This is a genomic window from Shinella sp. GW821-FHT10F02, from assembly GCF_058809275.1.
The window spans coordinates 492,828-512,374 of the sequence record NZ_JBXASL010000003.1 but is presented as its reverse complement, the minus strand read 5'-3'; the positions used below and the strand labels follow the sequence as shown (position 1 = coordinate 512,374).

16 protein-coding genes, 1 pseudogene and 1 riboswitch are annotated in these 19,547 nt (G+C 64.0%); of the genes and pseudogenes, 6 read left to right on the top strand and 11 right to left on the bottom strand.

Annotated features, from left to right (window positions below):
• Positions 1–15 precede the first annotated feature (15 nt).
• Positions 16–378, bottom strand: a complete 363-nt coding sequence (locus AC1RWL_RS12255; protein ID WP_256115641.1) for a winged helix-turn-helix transcriptional regulator — start codon at positions 376–378, stop codon at positions 16–18.
• 110 nt (positions 379–488) lie between these two features.
• Between AC1RWL_RS12255 and AC1RWL_RS12250 the strand changes: the two genes are divergently transcribed.
• Positions 489–1,196, top strand: a complete 708-nt coding sequence (locus tag AC1RWL_RS12250; protein WP_493094607.1) for a glutathione S-transferase family protein — start codon at positions 489–491, stop codon at positions 1,194–1,196.
• A gap of 120 nt (positions 1,197–1,316) precedes the next feature.
• Here the strand turns inward: AC1RWL_RS12250 and AC1RWL_RS12245 are convergent, their stop codons facing one another.
• Both AC1RWL_RS12245 and AC1RWL_RS12240 read right to left on the bottom strand, forming a co-directional pair.
• On the bottom strand, positions 1,317–2,927 hold the full coding sequence (locus AC1RWL_RS12245; protein WP_493094608.1) for an ABC-F family ATP-binding cassette domain-containing protein: 1,611 nt from the start codon (positions 2,925–2,927) through the stop codon (positions 1,317–1,319).
• 154 nt (positions 2,928–3,081) lie between these two features.
• A complete protein-coding gene (locus AC1RWL_RS12240) occupies positions 3,082–4,122 on the bottom strand; it encodes a phytanoyl-CoA dioxygenase family protein (RefSeq protein ID WP_439627339.1) in 1,041 nt (346 codons plus the stop codon).
• Between the two features lie 295 nt (positions 4,123–4,417).
• On the opposite strand from AC1RWL_RS12240, the gene AC1RWL_RS12235 reads away from it, so the two are divergent.
• Positions 4,418–5,521 carry a DUF2865 domain-containing protein gene (locus tag AC1RWL_RS12235; RefSeq protein ID WP_493094609.1) on the top strand — a complete coding sequence of 368 codons (1,104 nt, stop codon included), beginning with the start codon at positions 4,418–4,420 and terminating at the stop codon, positions 5,519–5,521.
• On the opposite strand, the gene bluB is transcribed toward AC1RWL_RS12235, so the two are convergent.
• The 6 genes and pseudogenes from bluB to AC1RWL_RS12205 form a co-directional block, all read right to left on the bottom strand.
• Positions 5,514–6,206: a 5,6-dimethylbenzimidazole synthase gene (bluB, locus tag AC1RWL_RS12230; protein ID WP_439627335.1), complete on the bottom strand. Its 693-nt coding sequence runs from the start codon at positions 6,204–6,206 to the stop codon at positions 5,514–5,516. The two genes, AC1RWL_RS12235 and bluB, sit on opposite strands and share 8 nt — an antisense overlap.
• A 45-nt stretch (positions 6,207–6,251) precedes the next feature.
• Positions 6,252–6,473, bottom strand: a riboswitch (cobalamin riboswitch).
• Positions 6,474–6,529: 56 nt separating this feature from the next.
• Positions 6,530–7,348 carry an SDR family oxidoreductase gene (locus tag AC1RWL_RS12225; protein WP_493094610.1) on the bottom strand — a complete coding sequence of 273 codons (819 nt, stop codon included), beginning with the start codon at positions 7,346–7,348 and terminating at the stop codon, positions 6,530–6,532.
• An 81-nt stretch (positions 7,349–7,429) separates the two neighbouring features.
• Positions 7,430–8,941, bottom strand: a complete 1,512-nt coding sequence (locus AC1RWL_RS12220; protein ID WP_493158358.1) for a diguanylate cyclase domain-containing protein — start codon at positions 8,939–8,941, stop codon at positions 7,430–7,432.
• 130 nt (positions 8,942–9,071) lie between these two features.
• On the bottom strand, positions 9,072–9,899 hold the full coding sequence (locus tag AC1RWL_RS12215) for a TolB family protein (protein ID WP_493094612.1): 828 nt from the start codon (positions 9,897–9,899) through the stop codon (positions 9,072–9,074).
• A 389-nt stretch (positions 9,900–10,288) separates the two neighbouring features.
• Positions 10,289–10,687: pseudogene (locus tag AC1RWL_RS12210) on the bottom strand (NYN domain-containing protein); the annotation flags it as partial.
• A 95-nt stretch (positions 10,688–10,782) separates the two neighbouring features.
• Positions 10,783–12,462, bottom strand: a complete 1,680-nt coding sequence (locus tag AC1RWL_RS12205) for an NAD+ synthase (protein WP_493094613.1) — start codon at positions 12,460–12,462, stop codon at positions 10,783–10,785.
• A gap of 302 nt (positions 12,463–12,764) precedes the next feature.
• Between AC1RWL_RS12205 and AC1RWL_RS12200 the strand changes: the two genes are divergently transcribed.
• From AC1RWL_RS12200 to AC1RWL_RS12185, 4 genes are all read left to right on the top strand, one after another.
• Positions 12,765–14,699, top strand: coding sequence for an LTA synthase family protein (locus AC1RWL_RS12200; RefSeq protein WP_493094614.1), 1,935 nt, complete (start codon positions 12,765–12,767; stop codon positions 14,697–14,699).
• A gap of 46 nt (positions 14,700–14,745) precedes the next feature.
• On the top strand, positions 14,746–15,276 hold the full coding sequence (locus AC1RWL_RS12195; protein WP_493094615.1) for a DUF1003 domain-containing protein: 531 nt from the start codon (positions 14,746–14,748) through the stop codon (positions 15,274–15,276).
• A 136-nt stretch (positions 15,277–15,412) separates the two neighbouring features.
• Entirely contained in the window at positions 15,413–15,835 is a 423-nt protein-coding gene (locus tag AC1RWL_RS12190) for a TadE/TadG family type IV pilus assembly protein (RefSeq protein WP_256115628.1), read from the top strand.
• 3 nt (positions 15,836–15,838) lie between these two features.
• Positions 15,839–17,560 carry a pilus assembly protein TadG-related protein gene (locus AC1RWL_RS12185; protein WP_493094616.1) on the top strand — a complete coding sequence of 574 codons (1,722 nt, stop codon included), beginning with the start codon at positions 15,839–15,841 and terminating at the stop codon, positions 17,558–17,560.
• Between the two features lie 3 nt (positions 17,561–17,563).
• Here AC1RWL_RS12185 and AC1RWL_RS12180 read toward each other — a convergent pair whose 3' ends face one another.
• Both AC1RWL_RS12180 and AC1RWL_RS12175 read right to left on the bottom strand, forming a co-directional pair.
• Positions 17,564–17,959: a GFA family protein gene (locus tag AC1RWL_RS12180; protein ID WP_493094617.1), complete on the bottom strand. Its 396-nt coding sequence runs from the start codon at positions 17,957–17,959 to the stop codon at positions 17,564–17,566.
• 122 nt (positions 17,960–18,081) lie between these two features.
• A complete protein-coding gene (locus AC1RWL_RS12175; protein ID WP_439618498.1) occupies positions 18,082–19,455 on the bottom strand; it encodes a class II 3-deoxy-7-phosphoheptulonate synthase in 1,374 nt (457 codons plus the stop codon).
• Positions 19,456–19,547: the final 92 nt, after the last annotated feature.

Below are 19,547 nucleotides of genomic sequence, written 5' to 3'. Positions count from 1 at the left end.
GGAAATCCTTGCGCTTTACGAAACGGCCGCCGCCTCGGCGGCCGTTTTCGTTTGCGCGGCCGGACGCGCCGCGTCGTGCGCCTCCCACCAGTCGCCCAGCGCATCGACCAGCGGCATCAGCGTGTGGCCGGCGGGCGTGAGGTCGTATTCGACACGCAGCGGATAGCCGTCGAAGACGGTGCGCTCGACGATTCCGGCCTGTTCCAGCTTGCGCAGTTCGAGCGTCAGGATGCGGTGCGAGACCGTGGGATTGTCGCGGCGCAGGTCGCTGAACCGCTTCGTGCCGTCCTTCAGATAGTAGATCAAGAGCGTCGGCCAGCGGCCGCCGAGCACCTGCATGACCTCCTCGATCGGGCAACGGGAAACGAGATCCTTCATGGCGGGCTCCGGCGTGGTGACAAAAATGTGCGTAATTTACATGGGGGCGGAGAGCGCTTAGGTCCAGTGTCGCTGCGCAGCGTGGTCAACAGAAATCACGGAGAACACCATTGGAACCGATCCTCATCTACGGCTTCCCCGCCGGAAGCTCCATGGGTCTCGTCTCGTCCCTCGAATGGCTCGGCAAGCCCTACAGGCTCTGCCGCGTCGACATGCTGGGCGAGATGCGCGACCCGTCCTATGCCAGCCTCAACGCCCGGCACGAGACGCCGGCGCTCGTCACCGACGACGGCCGGGTCATCACCGAAACCATGGCGATCGCCCACTGGTTCGCCGCCCGCGATACGGAACAGCGCATCAGCTTCGATCCCACGTCACCCGAGGCCGATCGCATGCACCAGTTGATGGCCTACCTCAACACCGGCTTCACCGGCGCCTTCAGCCCGCTCTGGTCGGCGCTCGAAATGGAGACGCCGGACCCGGTGTTGCAGCAATCGCTGCGCACATGGGGCCGCAAGGCCGTCATCGAGCGGCATGACAAGCTGGAAGCCATGCTCGGCGACACACCCTACCTCGTCGGCGACCGTCCAACGCTGGCGGATGGCGTGCTAATCGGCGTCGCCCGCTGGCTGGACTACCACGAGGTGGCACCGGCAAGCCGCTGGCCCCGCATCGAAGCCATCCGCCGCCGGCTGGAGGCAGACCCGGCGGTGCGCTTTGCAACGTCGCTGGAGGACGGCGAAACCCCGGCCAACTCCAGCGCGTTCAAGGGGCATGTGCCGCTCGCCGAGGTCATCGAACGCTTCGGCCGCGCCTGACGGTGGAGGGCCAGGTCGTGCACTCGGTTCAGATCGCCGCCGGAACCTCGCCCCACTCTCGACGTCATCCTCGGGCTCGACCCGAGGATCCAAGCGGCGCCCGCTGCGTGGATGGTCGGGTCAAGCTCGACCATGACGGAGGAGAGGTGCAATCAAAAGCTCCAGCCGCCGCGTGATGCCGATCGCCTCCAGGAACGGTTCGTCATGGCTGACGACCAGCAACGCGCCGTCATAGGCGCGCAGGCCCGCCTCCACCGCCTCGATCGCGTCGATGTCCAGATGGTTCGTCGGCTCGTCGAGGATGAGGAGCGGCGGCGGTGTGGCACCGCCGAGCACGCATGCGAGGCCGGCGCGCAGCAGTTGCCCGCCGCTGAGGCTGCCGACGTCCTGCAAGGCAGCGTCGGCGCGAAACATGAAGCGCGCCAGCGCCGCCCGGCAAGCGTTTTCATCGGCATCCGGGTTGATCCGGCGAAAATTGTCGCGGATCGACAGGGCCGGATCGAGCAGGCTGACGCGCTGGTCGAGCATGGCGAAGTCGGTGAAGCGGCGCACGCTTCCCTGCCATGGCTGGATGTCTCCGGTGACGAGCCCCAGTAAGGTCGTCTTGCCGGAACCGTTCGGCCCTGTCACGGCAACCCGCTCGGGGCCGGTCATGGCGAAGGAGAGGTCACGGATAACGGGCCGCTCCGGCAGATAGCCGGCCATGACGCCCTCCATCTTCAGCACGGCCTTGCCCGCGGCGAGATGGGTCGGCGGCACACTGACGGTGAGCGGCTGGAGGATTTCGATGCGCTCGCGCGCCGCCGCCACGGCCTCCGCCGCCTGCCCCTGCCGGCTTTCGGCAAGCCGGGCGTTCGCGCCGCTGGTCAGTTCGCTGCGCTCCTTCATCGCGCCCAGCATGATGCGCGGGATGTCGCCCCTCGCCTTCTTGCGGCGTCCGGCACTGTCCTTGCGCGCCTTGCGCTCGGCGATGGTCTGCATGGTGCGCGCCACCTCCGCGGCCTGCTTTTCCGCATCCGCGAGGTCGCGATGCGCGGCGGCAAGCTCCTGCGCCTTGCGGGCACGATAAGCGCTCCAGTTGCCGCCATAGCGGGTGGCGCCAAGCGTGGTGAGCTCGACGATTGCGTCCATGGTTTCGAGCAGCTCGCGGTCGTGGCTGACGACGATCGCGCCGGCCCGCCAGCCGGCCAGCATGTCGATGACCGCCCGCCGCCCGTCGCGATCGAGATTGTTCGTCGGCTCGTCGAGCAGCAGGAAATCCGGTTCCGCGAAGATGAGCGCGGCAAGTGCTGCCCGCGTGCGCTGCCCGCCGGAGAGCGACGCGAGCGGCGTTTCCGGCGCGGCCTCGAGCCCAACACGCGCCAGCGCCGCGCTGAGCCGCGTCTCCAGCGTCCAGTCGGCATCGGCGAGTTCATGCGCCTCCGCTTCGCCGCGCTCGGCGCGGGCGAGCAGATCGAGGGCATCGACGATGCCGAACAGGCTGGCGATGGTCTCGTTGGCAAAGACTTGCACGCTCTGGCGCAACAGGCCGAGCGTGCCATCGACGGTGACGGTGCCGGCCTGCGGGGCCAAATCGCCGGTAACGAGTTTCAGCAGCGTCGTCTTGCCGACGCCGTTGCGACCGATGAGGCCGGCGCGCTCGGCGCCGAAGGTCAGGTCAAGATCGGAAAGGAGGGTGTGGCCGTCAGGCGTGGACCAGGTGATTTTGGAAAGCGTGATGGAATGCGGCATGGATGGAAAATTCCCCGAGGACAAAACGACGTCGATTTGTGGTCGGGTTGAAATCCATGGTGCACCATCCGGTCGGCATTGACGATGCCGGATATTTAGGGCCGGACCGGCCGCCTTGCAAGGGCAGCACGGCCGATCCGGCAATTCGTGAGGGTCAGGCCGAAGGCTGCTTCAGCCGCTTCGACCATTCATCGGCCTTGCCCTTGCCGGCATCCTTCCAGGGCGAGCCCTTGAGGCCGAGCTTGGCGCGGAAACCCATCGCATTGATGATCAGCCGGTTCATGCCGGACGCGATGAAGGGCAGCGAGGCGATGTGCAGGCCGGTAAACGGCAGGAACGGATTGCGGCGCAGCGACCCGTAGATCTCGATGCGCGTCGTCGTCTTGTAGCTCGGGCTGCGGGCATGGAAACCATGCGTATCGGCAACGATCAGCGTGTTGGCCTTGACCGTCATCTTGACCGGCTGGACGTAACCCAGCGCCGAAAGCTCGTCCGGCATGATGCGCAGCGAGCCGCGGGCGGAATATTTGTTCTCGATCGAATCGGCGTTCTCGCTGATGCGGCGCTCCCACGCGAGGCGCTGCGGCGTCATCTCGTGCGAGCCCGGCACGTAGGAGAACGGGCCGTCCTCCTCGCCGACATCGCGCAGGAACAGCCAGGCCTTGGCGGTCGGCTGGAACGTATCGCTGTGCAGCGCGGTCTGCGGGTCCGTCGAGCCCTGCGTGATGACCGACGGCAGCGCCATGACCACCTGCACGACGAGCAGCGGCTGGCCGTCATGCGAAGAGACGTAGCGCAGGAGATTGGTGACGCGCGGATCGTTGCGCGCGGCCTTGAAGCCCGGCAGGCTTTCCAGGTCGCTGTCGTCGATGATGGCGCGGCGTGTGACGGTTTCGCCCTGCAGCATGTCGTAGCGCTCGAAATCACGCTCGGCGATCTCGCGGGTCACCGCGGCAAAAACCTCGGGCGACAAAAAGTCTTCGATTTTCACGAAGCCGTTTTCGGCATATTGCCGGCGATATTCCGGGGCGACGAGCTTTTCCAGCTTGGTGCGGCGCCAGGCGGCCATGCGCATGGCGAGCGAGACGCGCTTCTCGTGCAATCCCTTGCGGTTCAGCCACTTGCTGCCGATGACGGGATTGTCGGCGAAGGATTTTGCGCCGGATGCGAGCTGGAGCGCGTAGAAAGGGCTCAACAAAACTGACGAAATCCGCATGTTCACCTGCCTGTGACGGGCCGGTCTTCCGCCAAACGGCGGCTGCGCGGCGACGGGCGCATAACCGGCTGTTGTATGTGCGCAGAGTGCTACACCAAGCCCCCGGCGAGATCAATTGCGGGCAGCTGGCAAAAAGATGAATACGCAACTCATATTTTCCGCCGCGCATTAATCACAAATGCGGGAGCACGTTGCGCTTCCCTTCATGCAGCCTATGATAGGATATGCTTATGCGGCCGGACCACGGCCCCGACAGTTTCACAGGATCGATGATTTGAAAGGTTTGACCCGCCTTCTGTTTGCCGTTGCGACCGGCTTGCCGCTCCTGTTTTCGGGCGGCACGGCGGCAGCGGCGGTGTGCGAGCAGATCCAGGCGGAGCTTGCGAACCTGCCCAAGGTGGTGGTGGATACGGCAAGCGCGCGCAAATATGCCGGCGCCATCGCCCGCCAGAACATCCAGTTGCGCAAGGCCAAGAGCGACCAGCGCCGGCTCGGCTGCTCCGGCGGCAGCATCATCGTCGTCGGCGGCGCCAATGCGGCGGCCTGCGACACGCTCTCCACGGTCATCGGCAAGATGGCGCGCAACCTCGACATCCTCGACAAGAAACGCCGCGAATTCGCCGGCGGCACCTCGTCGCAGGGCAAGCGCACCCGCCTGACCGCGCTGCTCGCAAGCAACGGCTGCAATGACGAGGCGAAGGTGGTGCCGATCGCGGCGACCGAAACGCTGCGCACGCTCGATGAAAAACGCACGCTCCCGCTCGGCACCACGCCGGAGGGCAGCGAGCGCCTGCAACTGCGCTCGCTCGGCGGCGGCTCCGGCCATGGCAACCTGCGCACCGTCTGCGTGCGCACCTGCGACGGCGGCTTCTTCCCGATCTCGTCGGGCGCAACCCCGCTCGATTTCCGCCGCGACCAGCAAGTCTGCGCGATGATGTGCCCTGAGACGCAGACCGAACTTTTCTACCAGTCGATGACCAGCGGCCAGGAGACCGACCAGATGACCTCGACGGTCACCGGCCGGCCCTATTACGAAATGCCGAACGCCTTCTCCTACCGCACGCGCGACCTCTCCAAGCCCGGCGCCTGCGGCTGCAATCTCTCGGCCTATTACCAGGAGATGATCAAGCGCGAGAAGGCGCTGAAGGGCAGCGAGACGGCGAGCACCGGCAGGGATGATGACGTGGAAGGTGGCTCGATCACCACCATCCACACGCTGCCGAAGAAGGACGAGACGCCGGCCAAGCTGCCGGTGAAGGTCGAGGAACGCGACTACGACCCCGCGAAGAGCAAGGTGCGCACGGTCGGCCCGGTCTTCCTGCCGGCCAACGAATCCGCCATCGATCTCGGCCGCCCGGCCGATGCCGGCGTCAACTAACGCCCGCGTCCGGCCAGCGCTCCTCGAACACCAGGTCCTCCAGCGGCAGGCGCTGCCGCCACCCCTTCACCGCAAGCTCCGGCTCGGCATAGAGGCGATCGACAAGGCCGACGCAAAGCCAGGCAACGATCTCGACATGCTCGGGAATGCCGAGGACGTTCCGGATGTCGCTGTCGTGGAAGATGCTGACCCAGCCGACGCCCACCCCTTCCGCCCGCGCCGCAAGCCAGAGGTTCTGCACAGCACAGACCGTGGAATAGACATCCATGCGCGGATTGTGCGTGCGCCCCAGAACGACGGTCCCGCCGCGCGTCGGGTCGCAGGTGACGCAGATCGACAGCGGCGCCTTCAGGATGCCTTCGAGCTTCAGGGCGCGATACTGCGCCTGACGGTCGGCGTCGAACATCGCCGCCGCTTCCGCGTTCGCCTTGAGGAAGGCGGCATGCACCGCGCGCCGGGTCGCCTCGCTGCGCACCAGCAAAAAATTCCACGGCTGCATGAAGCCGACCGAGGGCGCGCTATGGGCGGCGTGCAGCAGGCGCCCCACGAGATCGTCCGGCAAGGGATCGGGCAGAAACTGGTCGCGCACGTCGCGGCGCGTTTCGATGGCATGATAGACGGCGGCCTTGTCCTCGCTGGAAAAGGCGCCCGCCTGGACCAGACGGTCGCACGGTTCGGCTCGCATCGTCATCTCCCCAACAATGCGTAAAACCTTCCGCCGTCCGCGCGGTTCGGTCTATCTTGCCAGGCCGGTCTTCTGACTTCGGGTCACGCGGCCCGCACCTGCCTTCCCGGTTGAACAACCAGTGGCAAAAGCCTGAATCGATTCAAGCTTTTACGATGCGATCCATCCCCGTCACAGCGCTGGGCACGTTCCGGACTTGAGGCTCTTGCCCGCACCGGATTCCCGATTCTCCTGCGAAACGCAGGCACCTGACGGAAACGATATGCGCATGGCTTGGCGGCGCGATCAAGCCTGCCCGCGCCGCGCATCGGCCTGTCAGCGCCTCAAAGCGGCGCGACCGGATGCGGCGAGCCGTCATAGGCACCCCAGATCGACTGGTCGAAGCAGATCACCGAGCCCGTCATCAGGCCGGACTCCTCCGAAGACAGATAGGCACAGGCACGCGCCACCTCCGCCGGATCGACCAGCCGGCCGAAGGGCTGGCTTGCCGCCGCCTTCGCCAGCCAGTCATCGGCCGCACCGTGGAATTCACGCTGGATGCGGTCTTCGCCCTCCGAGGCCATCCAGCCGATATTGAGGCCGTTAACGCGGATGCGGTTGCGAAGCACGGCATAGGCCGTGTTCTTGGTCAGCGTCTCCAGCGCACCCTTGGAGGCGCAATAGGCGGAGATGAACGGCTGGCCGGCCTTGGCGGACATCGAGCCTATATTGACGATGGTGCCCTCGGTCTTCTCACGCCGCATCACCGAAATCGCCTCCTGCATCAGGAAGAAGGGTGCGCGCACATTGACCGCGAACATGCGGTCGAACAGTTCCGGGCTGGTATCGAGGATCGTGCCGCGGTCGGTGATGGCGGCGGCGTTCACCAGCGCATCGATGCGGCCGAAGGCCTTGTCGCAGGCAGCGATCACCGCGCGCGCATCCTCGACCTTTTCGAGGTCCGCCTGCACATAGAGCGTCTTGACGCCCGTCGCGCCTGAAATTTCCTGCGCCTTCGCCTCGCCCTTGGCGGCGTTGCGGCCGCAGATGACCAGCCCCGCCGCACCCCGCTCGGCAAAAAGCCGGGCGATCGTCGCACCCAGCCCCTGCGTTCCGCCCGTCACGACGGCGATCCTGCCGTCCAGCCGTGCTCCATTGCTCATTTGCGCGCCTCCCAGAAAGATGTGACTCAATCTCTCAAAGAGTGCATCCAGCCGCTTGTTCCGCAAGCATTTTCGGCATGGTCAGGCCGCGCGGGCCTCGCCGGCCTCGATGATCATCTCCTGGCCGATATGATCCGCATGGACGGCGCGGTTGCGGCCGGCGTTCTTGGCGGCATAGAGCGCGGCATCCGCCATCACCATCACGTCGTGCACGGAGCCGCCATGCTGCGGGAACTGCGCGATGCCGGCACTACCGCCGATGACGAGCAACTGGCCATCATAGGCGATGGGCACCTGCGTATCGCGCACGAGGCTGCCGGCAAGCTCCAGCAGCGCCTCGCAACTCCGCTCGCCCGTGAGCAGCACCGAGAATTCGTCGCCGCCAAGACGGGCGACGCAGCCCTGCTTGCCGATGCGATCGGAAAAACGCCGAGCCACGGCCTGCAACACGGCGTCGCCTGCGGCATGGCCATGCCGGTCGTTGACCGCCTTGAACTTGTCGAGGTCGAGCGCGAGGATGGCGAAGGGCTTGTTCTCGCCCTTGCGGATGGCGCGGCGCACCTCCTCGTCGAAACCGCTGCGGTTCTTCAGCCCCGTCAGCGTATCGTGCCGTGCGAGGAAAGCGTTTTTCGCCTCGCTGCGCTGGAGCGCCTTGATAAGGGCGGAGAAGCGCAGCGTGACAAAGAGCATGACGCCGGCGAAGACCAGTACGAACATCGCGATCTGCGGCAGCGCCGAGCGCCAGACGAAGGAGCCCGGCATGTTCGGCCGCCAGGAGGCGACCATCGGATTGTAGGCATCGGCGCCAACCGGCGTCATCACCAGCCCCGGCTCCTGCGTCACGATGGGGGTAAAGCCGAGATCATGCACGCCGAGCCGCCGCTCGGTGTTCGCCAGCATCTTTTGCGAGACCGGCTTGACGGTGATGAGCAGCGTCGGCTCCAGCCGGTGGGCCGGGATATAGAGCGACTTCGGAACGACGGCCTGCACGACGACGATGCTCATCACGCGGTCGATGAGGCGCATGCCGGTGACGTGGATTTCGGGCAGCGCCGGCGTCAGGAGGTCGGGGTCCTCCTTGGCGCGCGCGACCTGCCAGCCGCCGCGATCCGGCGAGAGCGCCTCTCGGTACTTGCGCTCGGCCTTGTGGGTGAGGTCGCTCACCCAATGCAGCTTCTCGCGCGCCTTGCTCTCGGAAACCTTTTCCCCGCGATAGACGCCGAGCACCTTCTCGCCGTCCGGCGAGGCGAAGATCATCCAGGAAAAACCGAAGTCGGACCACATCCAGTCACGCAGCTGGTCGCGCACGAAGGCATCGCCCGGCATGCCGTCGGCAAGCTCGTTGAAGCTCTTGTCCCAGAAGGAAAGCTGGCTCTGGTACTGCACCACCTGGTCGATCTGGTGGCCGAACTCGTTGCGCACCAGCGTGCGCTCGGTCTCGGCGACGAAACTGTCGGCCCGCTCGATCGCGTAGTCGAGCACGAGGTAATTGGCGGCGCCGAACAGCAGCACGATCATCACGGCCGCCGTCCGGATCACCAAACCAACCCCGCGTCGCCGTGTCGCGCGGCTTTCTTCAGCCTTGCCCGTCATCTCTGCCCCTGCCTGTCCCCCGCCCGGTTTTCCGGACATTGTTGAACAAAGGCTACAGGGAAGACGGCAAAAATCGCTTAAGCGGGCTGGTGAGTGAAAACTTAACTTGCGCTCACCGGATATGGGGAGATCAGGCGGCCGGCGCGTAGCGCACGAAGGCGAATTTTTCGCCGTCCGGCGCCCAGTTCGGCACGTTCATCGTGCCCTGCCCGCCGAAGAGCGGAAAGAGTTCGCGCGCATTGCCGCCATCCATGTCCATCAGGCGCAAGCGCACGTTGAGATCGCGCGGATGGTCGAAGACATCGCCATCATAGGAGAGCACCAGCAGGTGCCGGCCATCGGGCGATGGATGCGGGAACCAGTCGCCATAGGGGCTGTCGGTGATGCGCATCGGCTCGCTGCCGTCCGGCCGCACCCGCCAGATCTGCATGCGGCCCGTGCGGCTGGAGTTGAAATAGATCCATTCGCCATCCGCCGAATAATCCGGCCCGTCATTGCGCCCCTCGCCAAAAGTCAGCCGCCGCTCCTCGCCGCCCGCGACCGGGATCGTGTAGATATCGAAGAGATCGCCGCGGATGCCGCAATAGGCGAATGTCGCCCCATCCGGCGACCAGCCATGCCAGTAGGACGGCAGGTTCGGCGTCACCAGCCGCGGCGCGCCGCCCTCCGCCGCCAGCACATAGATCGCCGACTTGCCGAACTCCACCTTGTCGCTGATTGCCAGCAACGTGCCGTCGGGCGAAAGCCCGTGGTCGTTGTTGCAGAGCGTCGCAAACCCCGTGTCGATCTGCACCAGCTCGCCGCCATCAAGCGACAAGCGATAGAGCAACCCATCACCGTTGATGACCAGGAAACGCCCATCCCGCGAAAAATTCGGCGCTTCGACCAATCGCTCCGTTTGCCAGACAATCCGCGTTTCGGCAGTGACAATGTTGTGGATCTCGACGGAACTGCGCATGGAAAATGCCTGCGGATTTTGACGACTCTGACTGTCTATCCGTTATCGACCACCTTCTGCAATGCCGGTGCCTTCAACCGCGCCTGCTTGTGATCCGCCGTCAGTTCGACGCCGGAAAAAGCAAGCAGCTTGTGGAACTGGCTATGTCCATAGGCTTTGACGCTGAAGGACGGCGCGCATGCCTGCAAGCCCTTCATGAGGACCGGCAACGCGACCCAGCCGCCCTGAGGCGACGCCGTGGCGAGCATGGCGCGCTGCAGCAGAACCGGCTCCAGCTTCCGCGTCCCCGGCACCTTTGCTGCGTCGCTTGCCGGTTTCTTTTGCGCCGGTGCCGCGACTGCCACAGGCTTCTTTTCGGGGTTTGCCGTCGGCAACGCCCTGAAAAGATCGCACACTTCGCGAAAACGGGCAGAGGCTGCGGCCCGGCCAATGCCCACGGCAATCTTGCCCCGCTGGCGTATGCGCATTGCCAGTTGTGTGAAGTCGCCATCGGACGTCGCCAGGCAGAACACATCCACACTATCGTCGCAGAGCATTTCCGTAGCGTCGATGACCAGCGCGATATCCGCACCATTCTTGCCGATTGCACCACCCGCCGTCTGAAACGGCGAAAGCGCATGACGCGGCAGGACACCGAGCCAAGGTGCTAGGGCCGGCAGGGAAAAATCGCCATATATGCGACGCTCGCTCAGTTTTCCGTGCCGCATGGCCTCTTCAACAATGATGGATGATGCCGATGCCGGCAGGTTTTCCGCATCGATGAAAAGCGCGACTCTTCGTTCCGTCATGGCCACCGCTCTCGCAAATCTGCGATAACAGTAGCAAAAGCCGGTCTCGCGGCAATCGCCGGGACCGACTTTTGCGTGCAGCGGTTAATGCAACACTACCCCCGATCCCGGAACCGGTTGGTGATCGGGTAGCGGCGGTCGCGGCCGAAGTTCTTTTTGGTGATCTTGACGCCCGGTGCCGACTGGCGGCGCTTGTATTCGGCGATGTAGAGCAGGTGCTCGATGCGATGCACCGTCGCCACGTCATGGCCGCGCGAAACGATCTCCTCAGTGCTCATCTCCTTTTCGACGAGGCATTCGAGGATGTCGTCGAGCACCGGATAGGGCGGCAGCGAATCCTGGTCCGTCTGGTTGGGGCGCAGTTCGGCGGACGGCGCCTTGTCGATGATGTTCTTCGGGATCACCTCGCCCGTCGGGCCGAGCGCGCCCGGGGGCGTATGCGCGTTGCGCCAACGCGACAGCGCGTAAACCTGCATCTTGTAGAGGTCCTTGATCGGGTTGAAGCCGCCGTTCATGTCGCCGTAGAGCGTGGCGTAACCGACCGACATTTCCGACTTGTTGCCGGTGGTGACGACCATCGAGCCGAACTTGTTGGAGACGGCCATCAGGATCGTGCCGCGCGTGCGGCTCTGCAGGTTTTCTTCCGTGATGCCCTCTTCCGTGCCTTCGAAAAGTTCCGAAAGCGAGGAGAGGAAGCCGCTCACCGGCGCCTCGATCGGCACGATGTCATAGCGGCAGCCGAGCAGCTTGGCGCAATCGGCCGCGTCCTTCAGCGAATCCTTCGAGGTATAGCGGTAGGGCAGCATGATGCAGCGCACCCGTTCCTCGCCCAGCGCATCCACGGCAATCGCCGCGCAGATCGCCGAATCGATGCCGCCGGACAGGCCGAGCACGACATTCTTGAAGCCGTTCTTGTTGACGTAGTCTCGGAAGCCGAGCAGGCAGGCGCGGTAATCCGCCTCCTCGTGCTCGGGAATGCGCGACATCGGCCCGCCGTCGCAGACCCAGCCGTCGCCGCGCTTCTTCCAGGTGGTGAGCGCGATCGTCTCCTCGAACTGGCTCATCTGGAAGGCGAGCGACTTGTCCGTGTTGAAGGCGAAGCTCGCGCCATCGAACACCAGCTCGTCCTGGCCGCCGAGCTGGTTGGCGTAGATGAGCGGCAGCCCGGTCTCGATGACCTGCTTCAGCACCACCTGGTGGCGCACGTCGACCTTGGCGCGATAATAGGGTGAACCGTTCGGCGACAGCAGGATTTCGGCGCCGCTTTCGGCCAGCGTCTCGCAGACGCCGAGCTCGCCCCAGATATCCTCGCAAATCGGAATACCGAGGCGCACGCCGCGGAAATTGACCGGTCCAGGCATGGCGCCCTGGTCGAAGACGCGCTTCTCGTCGAACTCGCCGTAGTTCGGCAGGTCGACCTTGTCGCGCACCGCGATCACCTTGCCGCCATCGAGCACGGCGACGGCGTTGTAGCGCCCGGTCTCGTCCTGCCGCGGGAAGCCAATGATGACGCCGGGGCCGCCGTCGGCGGTGTCGTTGGCGAGGTCGTCCACCGCGCGGCGGCAGGCCTTCAGGAAGGCGGGTTTCAGCACGAGGTCTTCCGGCGGATAGCCGGAAATGAACAGCTCCGTCAGAAGCAGCAGGTCGGCGCCCTGGCGGGCGGCGTCCTCGCGCGCGGCGCGCGCCTTGGCGAGATTGCCGGCAATGTCGCCGACGGTCGGGTTCAATTGCGCAATAGCGATGCGCAGCGTCGCCTTTTCAGTCTCGGAAGTCATGTCTGCGGACCCGTTTCCTCATGGTGTCCGATCCTGCGGCCGCGCCTCGCTGCCGCACTCTCGAACGGTCGACAAGCTCTTTAGAGCATGCCGAGCGCTTTGGGAATGAAGGGCGGTGGGGTTTGCGTGCGGTTTGCGCGCGCTTTCGGCGCAAGCCCCGGTTTTTCAGCGTCTCGCGCCGAACATTGCCGCAGTGCAACAGGGGGAACCAAAGCACTGGATGAACGTTGCAGAAACCGTTCATCTCCTGTTCAAGATGACATCCATATGACAATGGTACGAAAGTTTTATGAAGTTTGGAGATGGCCTTGGCCCTGTTCACTCCCACTGCCGTGGCTATCGAAGCCGCCGAAGGCCTTGCCGTTGAAGCAGGCTTTTTCGCGCGTCATATCAAGGCGCTGGCGGTCCTGCGTTCGCTCGCCGTCTCCCTGCTTCTCGCCCTCCTTACCGTCGTTGCCGTCGAGCTTATCACGCGCGGCTCCGTTGACCAGACCTGGCTTTATTTCACCAACCCCGAACAGCCCGCCTGGACCACCACGGGCGTGTTCTTCCTGCTCTACCTCGCCATCGATGCCCTGATCGGCCGGCAGCACAAGGCCGTGCTGCTCGTTTCGCCGCTCGTCGTGCTGATGGGTGTCATCTCGCAGCAGAAGCAGGTCTTTCTCACCGACCCGCTCTATCCGACCGACCTGCTCTTCGGGCGCCAAATCATGGAGCTGATGCCGGTGCTGGTGCAGGACCGGCCGTGGACGGCCGCAGCCCTTGCGCTCGCCGTCGTCGCATCCGTCGCCGCCCTCATCAGCCTGTGGGTCTTCGCCTGGCGCCGCTTCCGCCCGCTGACGAAGAAGGAGCGCCTGACGCGGCTCGCCGTCGCACTGCCGCTCATCGCCGGCTTCGTCTCCATCATGGACTACAACGAGTTCTCCTGGGTCCGCGATCGGCTGAAGGTCTTCCCGATCATGTGGGACCAGGCGGAGAACTATCGCCACAACGGCTTCGTCATGGCCTTCGCCATCAACCTGCCGATGGCCAACGTGCAGGCGCCTGCCGGCTACATGGTCGATGCGATCGACAAGATCCCGTCGAAGCCGCTGCCGGCCGGCACGACGCACCGCTCCAAGCCCGACGTCATCGTGGTGATGAGTGAATCGCTGTGGGATCCGACGCGCATCCAGAGCGTAAAGCTCTCGGCGGATCCGATGCCGGTGATCCGCGAAAGCCAGAGCGGCAACGTCTTCTCGCCGGAATTCGGCGGGCTCACCGCCAATGTCGAATTCGAGGCGCTGACCGGCTTTTCCAACGCCTTCCTTCCCACGGGCAGCATTCCCTACCAGCAATATGTGCGCAAGCCGATCCCCTCGCTTGCCACCTTCTTCCGGGCGGAAGGTTATACGGCGCGCGCCATCCATCCGTTCTCCGGCTGGTTCTGGAACCGCTCCAGCGTCTACAAGGCCTTCGGCTTCCAGACCTTCAAGGACGTCGATAAGATGCCGCCGCTGGCAAAACGCGGCAACTTCACCTCGGACGAGGCGCTGATCAAGGAAATCATCCGCCAGGCGGATGCGCAGGAAGACCCGTTCTTCTTCTTCACCGTCACGCTCCAGGGCCACGGCCCCTATGACGACGGGCGCTATGCGAAGACGGACATTGCCGTGGACGGCAAGCTCGATGCGCGCGACAACCGCATGCTCGCCAGCTACGCGCAGGGCGTGAAGGAAGCGGACCAGAGCCTGAAGATGCTGATGGACTGGGCGAAGACGCGCGACCGCGAGACGATCATCGTCGTCTTCGGCGATCACCTGCCGCCGCTCAACACGGTCTACCAGAACTCCGGCTACATGAAGGGCATCACCGCCTCGCGCAAGGGCTCGCCCGAGCAGATGCAGAAGGAGCACGAGACCCCGCTCGTCATCTGGTCGAACAAGACCGGCACGGAAAAGGAGATCGGCACGATCAGCCCGGCCTTCCTGTCCTACTACATCCTCAAGGAAGCCGGCTTCGAGCATCCCTACTATACCGGCTTCCTCGGCGCGGTGCACGACAAGCTGCGTGTCATCGACCGCTACATGCTGATCGACGCCAAGGGCAAGGGCACGGCCGGCTGGGCGCGCAAGAAGACGATCGACCCGCTGGTGCGCGACTTCCGCTTCCTGCAGCACGACATCATGTTCGGCAAGCAGTACGGTCTCGAGCGCTTCTTCAATTCCCACGCAGAACTGATGGCGGCGGGCTTCTAAACAGCGCTAGGCTAGGGCTCCGATTCCCTTCTCCGGAGCCCGGCCCATGAGACCCTTCGACGACGCAGCCCAGATCCTCTTCGGCAAAGCCGCCAGCGAACTCGACGAGACCGAGCGGGAAGTGCTGCTGCACTCCCGCGAAGGCCGCATCCTGTCGGAAGACAGGAACGTCGCCTATGAGGCCAAACAGTCGTTCGGCGAACGCATCGCCGACGACATCGCCCGCATCGGCGGTTCGTGGGGCTTCATCATCGGCTTTTTTATCTTCCTGGTTGTCTGGACGGTTTCCAATACGATCCTGCTCACGCGCGACGCCTTCGACCCCTACCCTTTCATCTTCCTGAACCTCGTTTTGTCCATGCTCGCGGCCATCCAGGCGCCAATCATCATGATGTCGCAGAACCGGCAGGCCGCCCGCGACCGCTTCGAGGCCTCCAAGGACTATGAGGTCAACCTCAAGGCGGAGATCGAGTTGATCGCTCTACACCACAAGATTGATACGCACTTCATCGAAGAGATCGCAGGGCTCAAGCGCGAAGTTCTGCGCTTGCACAACATATTAGAAGGGCGAAACTAAATAGCGCACAATCAAAAAGTGCTTCATAATAAAACAACGCAATTTAAAGGGGAACTTAAGATTCAGGGTGCACCATGACCTCAGCATCCATTGGTGGATGCGGACAGCCTCGTCACAATCCTAAGGAGGAGATGTCATGTATGCTCTGTCCCGCCTTTGCAAGGATCGCGCTGGCACGTCGGCAATCGAGTTTGCGATCATCGCGCCACTCTTCTTTCTCGTGCTCTTCACGATCATTGCCTACGGCATCTACCTGAGCGTCGCGAGTTCCGTGCAACAGATCGCCGCCGATGCAGCCCGTACGGCGGTCGCGGGTATTAATTCGACGGAACGGGTCACGCTGGTAAACCGCTATCTCGAAGCGTCGCGGTTTGATTACTCCTTTATAAATCGCTCGAAGATGCAGGTGGTGATTGGGGACGATCCTGGTAATTCGGATCAATTCACGGTCGTCATCTCCTACGATTCAAGCGATTTGCCCATCTGGGGCCTCTTCACCTTCGTGCTCCCCGGGAAAAAGATCGAGCGCTATGCCACTGTTCGCGTAGGAGGGCTTTGACGCATGAAGGCGCCCAAAACACTCCTCAAGGATCGCGCAGGCAACATCGGCACCCTCGCAGCCCTGAGCCTGCCCCTCCTGATTTTTTCGATCGCGCTCGGCGTTGACTATAGCTACCTCACGCTGCAACAGCGCCAATTGCAGACGGAAGCGGATCTTGCCGCCATCGCCGCCGCTGCAAGCGTCGGCGATGCCGAACAATCGGCCGCCACCTACTTTGCACTCAACAACCTGCCGATCTCCGTGACCGGTAAGGACGGCAAGGTCATCCCCGCGGTGATCACGCCCAGCAACGCCAAGTTGACGCAGGGAACGGCGCTTGTCGAGCGCGGGCGCTATATTGCTGACCCCGCTATCGCGCCGGAAGCGCGATTCAAGACTGCCACCACGGATGCGGACGCCGCCCGCGTGATGCTTTCAAGGAAAGCCGACCTCTTTGTCTCCTCGCTCTTCATGCAGAACTCGCTGAAGCTTTCGGCCACGGGCTCCGCCGCCCGCTCCAAGACAGCCTCCTTCTCCATCGGCACGCGTCTTGCCAGCCTCAATGGCGGCATCCTGAATGCGCTGCTCGGGAAACTCCTCGGCACGAACCTCTCACTCAACGTCATGGACTACCGGGCGCTGGTCGATACCGACATTTCGGTCCAGCCGTTCCTGAAGGCGATTGCGACGAACCTCAACCTGACGGCCGGCACCTATGAGGATGTGCTGAATGCCGGCGTAACCATGCCGCAACTTCTCACCTCGATGGGCGCCGTCGAGGGGCTTTCCGGCCCCGTACGGTCAGCCCTGCGGCTGCTGGAGCAGGCAACGGCCGGCAGCAAGGTGAAACTGCCGCTGTCGCGCATCCTTAACCTCGATCCGAAGAAAGGCCTAACGATTGGAACCGGCGGCGACTGGAAGATGTCGATCAACGCCTTGCAGATGATCTCTTCCGCGGCCGCGCTGGCGAATGGAACGAACCAGGTCGCCCTCGACCTCGGCACGGTTGTGCCCGGCCTTGGCGCCGTTACCGTGGACCTCGCAATCGGCGAACCGCCGGTGGAGACCCCGTCGAATAGGCTTGGCGCGCCGGGCACCGCGGTGCGCAGCGCCCAGACGCGGCTTGCGGTCGAGGTGAACATTGATGGCCTCGCAGTGCTTGCTGGCCTGCGTGTCAAGCTGCCGCTTTATATCGAGGTCGCCGCGTCGGAGGCAAAGCTTGCCGATATCCGCTGTCTTGGCGGTTCGGCCAGCAATGCCAGTGTGGCCATCGACGCAGTGGCGGGCGTTGCGGAAATCGCGCTTGGCAAGGTCAACCCCTCGGTGCTGTCGCATTTCTCCGATGAGCCCCGCGTGGAAAAGGCCCGCATTGTCGATTCGGCGCTTTTAAGCGTCGATGCGCGAGCACCCGGCGAGGCGATGAATCTGACAAAAACTCACCTCACCTATACATCGGCAGAAATCGCCGCCGGAACGACGAAATCCGTATCGACCCGCGACACGCTCTCCTCCACCATCCAGACCATGCTGGGGGACATGGAGCTGGAGATCAACGTGAAGCTGCTCGGCCTGCCGATCAACGCGTCGATCCTCACGTCGGCGCTCGCCACCACGCTCGGCACCGTGACGCCGGCGCTCGACCAGCTTCTCTACAACCTGCTGCTGGTCGCCGGCATCCGGATCGGCGAGGCCGACATCCGCGTCACCGGCGTCTCCTGCAAACGCCCAGCCCTCGTCCAGTAGCCCTCAGTGCCCCTGGGCGAAGCGTGGTGCGTCGTCGTTGATCTCGTAATAGTCGCCCTTGTCGGCGCAGAAGATATGCACGCCGATCCTGAGCCCGGTCGGCTGGTCGAAGGCGCCGGCCATGATCGATGTATAGTCGGAACCGTCGCCCTTCCAGAACAGGGCGGAACCGCAGACGCGGCAGAAGCCGCGGCTTGCCGTGTCGCTTGCCCTGTACCAGGTGACGTTCTCGCCGCCCTCTACGGCAAGCGCATCGTCGCGTACATTGGTCGCCGCATAAAAATGCCCGGTCTGCCGGCGGCACTGGCTGCAATGGCAGGCGACCACCTCGCGCAACGCGCCGTGCGTGCGAAAGCGCACTGCGCCGCACAGGCAATGCCCCGAATGTTCTTCGCTCATATGTCCTCCCAAACGAAACCGGGCCAGCTTTGCGAGCCGGCCCGGTTCCTGTCAAATTCACGTTTCTGAATGCATGCATCAGCCCCGCTAATTTACGGAGACGAAGCACGAACGAAAGGCGATCAGCCGTTCACGACCATGCGCTTTTCGTCCCGGCCGCCCTTCATGCGCTCGGCAAGAAGGAAGGCGAGCTCCAGTGCCTGGTCGGCATTGAGACGCGGATCGCAATGCGTGTGGTAGCGGTCGGCGAGGTCGTCGCCCGACAGCGCCCGCGCGCCACCCGTGCATTCCGTCACGTCGTTGCCGGTCATCTCGATATGGATGCCGCCCGGATGCGTGCCTTCCGCGCGGTGGATCTGGAAGAAGCTTTCGACTTCCGACAGGATCCGCTCGAACGGACGGGTCTTGTAGTTGTTGAGCGTGATCGTGTTGCCGTGCATCGGGTCGCAGGACCAGACGACCTTCTTGCCTTCCCGCTCGACGGCGCGGATGAGGCGCGGCAGGTTGTCGGCGACCTTGTCGTGGCCGAAGCGGCAGATCAGCGTCAGGCGGCCGGCCTCGTTTGCCGGGTTCAGGAGGTCGATCAGCTCCAGCAGGCCGTCGCTGGTCAGCGTCGGGCCGCACTTGAGGCCGAGCGGGTTCTTGATACCGCGGCAATATTCGACATGCGCATGGTCGGCCTGGCGCGTGCGGTCGCCGATCCAGATCATGTGGCCGGACGTCGCATACCAGTCGCCAGAGGTCGAATCGACGCGGGTGAGCGCCTGCTCGTAGCCGAGCAGCAGGGCCTCGTGGCTGGTGAAGAAATCGGTCTCGCGCAGGTTCGGATGGTTTTCCGAGGTGATGCCGATCGCCTTCATGAAGTCCATCGTCTCGGAAATCCGGTCGGCGAGCTTGCGGTAGCGCTCGGCCTGCGGGCTATCCTTGACGAAGCCGAGCATCCACTGGTTGACGTTCTCGAGATTGGCGTAACCGCCCATCGCGAAAGCGCGCAGCAGGTTCAGCGTCGCGGCCGACTGGCGGTAGGCCATCAGCTGGCGTTCCGGGTTCGGAATGCGCTCTTCCTCGGTGAACTCGATGCCGTTGATGATGTCGCCGCGGTAGGACGGCAGCGACACGTCACCCTGCTTCTCGATGCCCGAGGAGCGGGGCTTGGCGAACTGGCCGGCAATACGGCCGACTTTCACGACGGGCTGCTGGGCGCCAAAAGTCAGCACCACGGCCATCTGGAGGAAGGCGCGGAAGAAGTCGCGGATCGTATCGGCGCCGTGTTCGGCGAAGCTTTCGGCACAGTCGCCGCCCTGGAGCAGGAAGCCCTTGCCCTCGGAAACGTTGGCCAGCGCCGACTTCAGGCGGCGTGCCTCGCCGGCGAAAACGAGCGGCGGAAACTTCGCGAGGCGCTCTTCAGTCGCCGCCAATGCGGCGAGATCCGGATAATCCGGAACCTGCTGGATGGGCTTCTGCCGCCAGCTGGTCGGGGTCCAATTCTGTGCCATGATACTCACCTGTCCTGAAGCGCCCGCGAAAGCCTGCGAACGCCCCTCCGTTTTGAAGATGCGGGCTTATAAACCGTTAGATGGTTCTTGCA